The organism is Streptomyces sp. NPDC054840 (assembly GCF_053611065.1).
The window spans coordinates 1-5,692 of the sequence record NZ_JBSGZP010000484.1 but is presented as its reverse complement, the minus strand read 5'-3'; the positions used below and the strand labels follow the sequence as shown (position 1 = coordinate 5,692).

The 5,692-nt window shown below is 69.5% G+C and carries 6 protein-coding genes; all 6 read left to right on the top strand.

Annotated elements, in window-relative coordinates; genetic code table 11:
- Positions 1-1,011 (top strand): MFS transporter (locus ACWGIU_RS27500; RefSeq protein WP_453710149.1); only part of this gene is annotated, 1,011 nt, incomplete at its 5' end.
- A 26-nt stretch (positions 1,012-1,037) separates the two neighbouring features.
- Positions 1,038-1,640, top strand: coding sequence for an HAD family hydrolase (locus ACWGIU_RS27495; RefSeq protein WP_453710148.1), 603 nt, complete (start codon positions 1,038-1,040; stop codon positions 1,638-1,640).
- Between the two features lie 324 nt (positions 1,641-1,964).
- Positions 1,965-3,233, top strand: coding sequence for an aspartate aminotransferase family protein (locus tag ACWGIU_RS27490; RefSeq protein ID WP_453710146.1), 1,269 nt, complete (start codon positions 1,965-1,967; stop codon positions 3,231-3,233).
- Positions 3,230-4,201: an inositol monophosphatase family protein gene (locus tag ACWGIU_RS27485; protein WP_453710144.1), complete on the top strand. Its 972-nt coding sequence runs from the start codon at positions 3,230-3,232 to the stop codon at positions 4,199-4,201. The genes ACWGIU_RS27490 and ACWGIU_RS27485 overlap by 4 nt, the downstream gene beginning before the upstream one ends.
- A complete protein-coding gene (locus ACWGIU_RS27480; RefSeq protein WP_453710142.1) occupies positions 4,198-5,235 on the top strand; it encodes a zinc-dependent alcohol dehydrogenase in 1,038 nt (345 codons plus the stop codon). The genes ACWGIU_RS27485 and ACWGIU_RS27480 overlap by 4 nt, the downstream gene beginning before the upstream one ends.
- Positions 5,232-5,692 (top strand): beta-galactosidase (locus tag ACWGIU_RS27475; protein WP_453710140.1); only part of this gene is annotated, 461 nt, incomplete at its 3' end. The genes ACWGIU_RS27480 and ACWGIU_RS27475, both read left to right, overlap by 4 nt.

Below are 5,692 nucleotides of genomic sequence, written 5' to 3'. Positions count from 1 at the left end.
ATCTACCACCTCCTGCGGGGCCGCCTGAACAACCGGGTTCTGCTCGGCGGCTCCTACGTGCTGATGGCCGCCGGTGCGGCCGCCTTCGCCCTCTCCCCGAGCTGGGGCCTCGCCCTCGCCGGCACCTTCGTCATCGGCCTGGGCTTCGGCGGCATCGACTACGGCCTCAACCAGCTCTTCGCCGTCGGCTTCGGCCACCGCAGCACCGCCATGCTCAACCTGCTGAACGGGCACTTCGGCATCGGCGCGATCGCCGGCCCCGCCCTGATCGGCTGGCTCGGGGCGGACAGCTACCCGGAGATCTTCATCGGCACCGGCGTGATCAGCCTGCTGATCCTCGTCACCCTCGGCGGGGTCGCCGCCCGGGAGCCCGCCCCCGCCCCCGCCGAGGGTGCCCCGGCCGGCGGCGCCCGGGTGCTTCCGATCATCGGAGTGTTCATCGGCGTCTACGTCCTGCACGTCGCCATCGAGACCGGTGTAGGCGGCTGGGAACCCACCCACCTCGAAGCCGTCGGATACGGCGCCGCCACCGCGGCGACCGCCACCTCCGCCTACTGGGCCGCCATGACCATCGGCCGTTTCGTCGCCGCGCCGATCAGCCTGCGCTGGTCCGCGCCGTCGATCCTCCTCGTCTGCTGCGCCGGCATGGCCGGCTTCCTCCTTCTGGCCACGGTCCCGGCCCTCGCCCCGTACGCGTACTTCGGCGTCGGCCTGATGATCGCGCCGATCTTCCCGACCTGCCTGCCCTGGCTCAACCGCGCCGTGCCCGGCGTGGGCGCCGCCGGTGCCTACGTGATCGCCGCCTCGATGATCGGCGGCGTGGCGTTCCCGCCCCTGCTGGGCGCCGTCATCGACACGATGGACGTGAAGACGGTGCCGCTGCTGCTGTTCCTGCTCGCCGTCATCTGCGGCGTGCTGAGCCTGTGGCTGCGCCGCAACGCCCCCGACCCCGGTGGCCTGTCCGGTTCGCGGCGTGACTCCGGGCGTACCGACGCCGTCACCCCTCTCTGAACCCGTAGAACGTGAGGAACCGAAGGATGAAAGCCGTCCTCTTCGACATGTTCGGTGTCATCGCGCGTGTCCAGTCACCCGAGTCCATGCGCCTCCTGGAACGCACGGCCGGCGGCGACCCCGACCGCTTCTGGGTGGCGTACTGGTCCGAGCGGCCTCCCTACGACCGCGGCGAGGTCACCGGGGCCGGATACTGGCAGACGGTCTGCGTGCGACTGGGCATCCCGCTCGACCGGCGGCTGATCGAGGAGCTGATCGCCGCCGACCTCGCGAGCTGGAGCGAGATCGACCAGGAGGCCGTGGACCTGCTCGGCCTCCTCGCCGACCAGGGCATCGTGCTCGGCCTGCTCTCCAACATCCCCGAGGACCTGGCCGCCCGCTACGAGGCCACCCAGCCGTGGCTGGAGCGTTTCGCGGTCCGGGGCCTCTCCTGCCGGATCGGCAGCGCCAAGCCCGAACCCGCCGCCTACGAGTGGTGCGTCCGCGAGCTCGGAATGCCGCCCGAGGAGATCCTCTTCGTCGACGACCGGGCCGAGAACGTGCACGCGGCGCTGCGACTCGGCCTCCGGGGGCATGTGTTCACCTCGCCCGAACGGCTGCGGGACACGCTGGAGGCGGCGTCGAGGTGACATCCGCCGCGCGGCTCCCCGCCCTGCGCGCGCCCACACACGGCAGTTTCCCGCCACCGCGCCGGCGCCGCGGCGACCGAATCGGATCGCACGGGGAGTGAAAGAGATCTACATCTCCACATCGCCACTTGGCAGGCCGACTTGGAATGTGATCATATGAAAGAGAAGGCGCTGCCGTGAGATCCCTGTCTGAAACGGGTGAAGTATCCGGGCCGCCCCCCACCGGCATCAAGTCGCCGTTTCCCACTTCTTTTCAAATGGGCGTGAGTTGTCTTTCCTCCGCCCAGATTCTGACGTTTCGAACGACCCGTGTGAGAGGGACCGATGGAAACCAAGGACGTTACCGAGCACATCTATTACCCCGTCAGCGACTACAAGATGGCGCGGGGTGAGGGTGTCCACCTCTACGACGAGGACGGCAAGAGCTACCTCGACTGTGCGTCGGCCACCTTCAACCTGAGCCTGGGATACTCCCACCCGGCTGTCGTCGCCGCCATGAAGGACCAGCTCGACAAGCTGGTCCACATCACCTCGTCGTACCAGAGCGACCCGGTCAACGGCATGGTCCGGCGGCTCGTCGAGGTCTCCCCGGACAATCTGACGAAGGTGCACCCCAAGGTCTCGGGCGGCTCCGCCGCCAACGAGGGCGCCATCAAGATGGCACAGATGGCCACCGGCAAGTCCGAGGTCATCACACTGTTCCGCAGCCACGTGGGACAGACGATGATGATGACATCGATGTCCGGCAACGCCTTTCGCCGCGAACCGTTCCCCAACCTCTTTCCCGGCAGCCTCCAGGTCCCCGACCCGTACTGCTTCCGCTGCTTCTACGGGCAGAAGGAGGGCTCCTGCGGAATGATGTGCGTGGACCGGCTGGAAGACTTCGTCGAATACGCGAGTTCCGGCCGGGTCGCCGCCGTCCTCATCGAGCCGATCTCCGGAAACGGTGGCAACATCGTCCCGCCGGACGGCTACATGCAGAAATTACGCGCCTTCTGCGACGAGCAGAACATCGCCCTCATATTCGACGAGATCCAGACGGGCATAGGCCGTACCGGCCACATGTTCGCGGCCCAGTACTTCGACGTCGAACCCGACGCCATCACCACAGCCAAGGGCCTCGGCGGATCGGGCGCGCAGGTCGCCGCCATCATCACCAACGAGCGGCTCGCCGGCCTCCCCGCGAACCACCACTCCTTCACCTACGGCGCCAACCTGCTGGCCGCCGCCGCGGCCAACGCCACCCTCGACATCGTGCGGCAGCCCGAGTTCCTGGCGAACGTCACCCGCACGGGCGGCTACATCATGGAACGCCTCAACGACATGAAGCGCCGCTACCCGCAGATCGTCGACGTCCGCGGCGTCGGACTGATGATCGGTTTCGAGATCGCCGAAGCCGACGGCAAGCCCGCCGTGAAGCTCACCAACCACCTGGCCACCAAGGCCATGGACCACGGCCTCATCCTGCGCACCTCGCGCTACGGCTACGGCAACGTCCTCAAGATCCGCCCGCCGCTGATCCTCACCATGGACCAGGCCGAGGAGATCTGCGACAAGCTGGAGAACCTCTTCCTCGCGGAGCTGGCCCGATGAACGCCGGCAATCCGATGAAGCAGCTGCTCACCTCTCTCGGACAGCACGTCCGCGCCGAACTCCTCGCCTACGAGGCCACCGGCCGAGCGCGCAGCGTCCACGGCGACTCGCCCGGCGGTGACGCCCAGTTCGACGTCGACGAGGTCGCCGAGAAGGCCGTACTGGACTACCTGCGCGAGCACGCCCATGTCCCCGCGGCCCTCTACACCGAGGACGGCGCCTACGTGGAGCTCGCCCCCGAGCCGCAGGTCCTCCTGGTCATCGACCCGATCGACGGCACCCGCCCCACCTCGGCCGGGCTCGAAATGGGCATGGTGTCCATCGCCGCGGCCCCCTACGGCGACGGCAAGCCCACCCTCGCCGACGTCGACGCCGCCTGCCTGGTCGAGATCAAGAGTGGCGCCTGGCTCTACGGCGACGACACCGACGGCCTCGACAGCGGCGGCTTCGCCACCCCGGTCCCGCGACTGAGCCGGAACACCGACCCGGCCCACATGTTCTGGTCGATCGAGTTCAACGGCCACCCGATGGACCTGATGACCGAGGCGTACGGCCACCTCGTGGACAGCTCGGCCAACACCGGCGGCATCTTCGTCTTCAACAGCAGCACCTTCTCCATCTCCCGCATCATCACCGGCCAGCTCGACGCCTACGTCGACATCGGCAACCGCGTGCTGCGCGACCACCCGGACACCGAAGAGGCGTTCCTGCGGGTCGGCCGCGGCTCGATCCTGCACCTTTTCCCCTACGACATCGCCGCCGTCGTCTACCTCGCCCGACAGGCGGGCGTGGTCATCACGGACGCCTACGGCGACGACCTCGGCAGCACCTCGCTGGTGGACCTCGGCCCGATGAACCAGAAGTCCTGCATCGCCGCCGCCACCCCCGAACTGCACCGGCAGCTGCTCGACACCATCCGCTGGGACCTGGGCCGCGCCACCGCCGCGCCCGCGAGGGAGGAATCATGAAGGCCCTGACGCTCACCGCCGACCGCACGCTCACCCTGGTCGACCACCCCAAGCCGGAGCCGCAGGCCGCGGACGACATCGTCATCCGCGTCACCCAGAGCGGCATCTGCGGGACCGACCGCAGCGTCCTCGTCGGCAAGTTCCCGGCCGAGACCGGCGTCGTCATGGGCCACGAGGCCGTCGGCGTCGTCGACTCCACGGGCCCGGGTGTCACCCGCTTCGCCGTGGGCGACCGGGTCATCGTCAACCCCACCCTGTACTGCGGCACCTGCCCCACCTGCCTCGAAGGTCACTGGAACTTCTGCGGCCGCAAGGCCGGGACCGAGGTCGGGCTGGACTACGACGGCTCCTTCGCCGAGTTCATCCGCCTCCCCGAGCTGTTCTGCCACGCGATCCCCGACGACATGGACTTCGACCGCGCCGTCGTCGTCGAACCCCTCGCCTGCGCCCTCAACAACATCGAGGCCGGGCGCCTGGCAGCCGGCGAGACCGCCGTCGTCGTCGGTGGCGGCCCCATGGGCGTGGTCACCGCCATGGCCGCCCAGCGCTACGGCGCCACCGTCCTCCTCGTCGAACCCGACCCGGTACGCGGCCGCCTCGGCCAGGAGATATTCGACGCCCCCGAGTTCGGTGGCCGCGTCACCGTCCACACGCCGGACGACCCCGCCCTCACCGGACGCGGTGACCTCGTCGTCGACTCCGTGGGCAACCTCCTGGAGCAGAGCATCGGCTACGCCGCCGTACGCGGCCGCGTCGTCGTCATGGGCTTCAACAGCAACGCCTCCGCCACCGTCCGGCCGCTCACCCTGCTCCAGCGAGGCCTGCAGATCATCGGCGCCGGCGACTACAACAGCATGATCTTCCCCAAGGCCGTCGAGCTGGCCCGGCAGCTGCCGCTGGAGCGCGTGGTCACCCACCGCTTCGCCCTCGCCGACCACGAAGAGGCGTTCAAGGCCCTCGCGGCCGTCCCCGGCGCCGAGTACACCGCCCTCAAGGTCGTCCTCGTACCCCCGCACGACGAGGCGGTCGCATGAGCCCCGCCCCGCGTACCTCGCTCGCCGGGGCGCTCGTCCCCGGCACCACGCGGCCCGTCGTCGTCGGCGAGTACCCGTACTACCGGGCCGAGCCCGCCAACTGGTTCACCGACCTGCGCGAACTGCGTGCCCTGGGCGTGGACGTCGTCTCCTGCTACCTCCCGTGGCGCTTCCACGAGACCGGCGATCCGCTCCTCGGCCCGCAGGGCGCCCGCGGCCGCGCGTTCGACTTCACCGGGAAGACCGACCCGCAGCGCGACGTCGTCGGACTGCTGGAGCTGGCCGCCGCCGCCGGGCTGGGCGTCCTCCTCAAGCCCGGCCCCTTCATCCACGCCGAGGTCCAGCTCGGCGGGCTGCCCGACCGCCTCTGCGGCCCCGCACATGCCCCCTACCTGGGGCTGGACGGGACGGTCCTCACCTCCCAGGGCAAGCCGCTGCCCAGCCTGCTCGACCCGGC

Coding starts and splice junctions, on each gene's coding strand:
- ACWGIU_RS27490 (WP_453710146.1), top strand. CDS start 1,965: ATGGAAACCAAGGACGTTACCGAGCACATCTATTACCCCGTCAGCGAC.
- ACWGIU_RS27485 (WP_453710144.1), top strand. CDS start 3,230: ATGAACGCCGGCAATCCGATGAAGCAGCTGCTCACCTCTCTCGGACAG.
- ACWGIU_RS27480 (WP_453710142.1), top strand. CDS start 4,198: ATGAAGGCCCTGACGCTCACCGCCGACCGCACGCTCACCCTGGTCGAC.
- ACWGIU_RS27495 (WP_453710148.1), top strand. CDS start 1,038: ATGAAAGCCGTCCTCTTCGACATGTTCGGTGTCATCGCGCGTGTCCAG.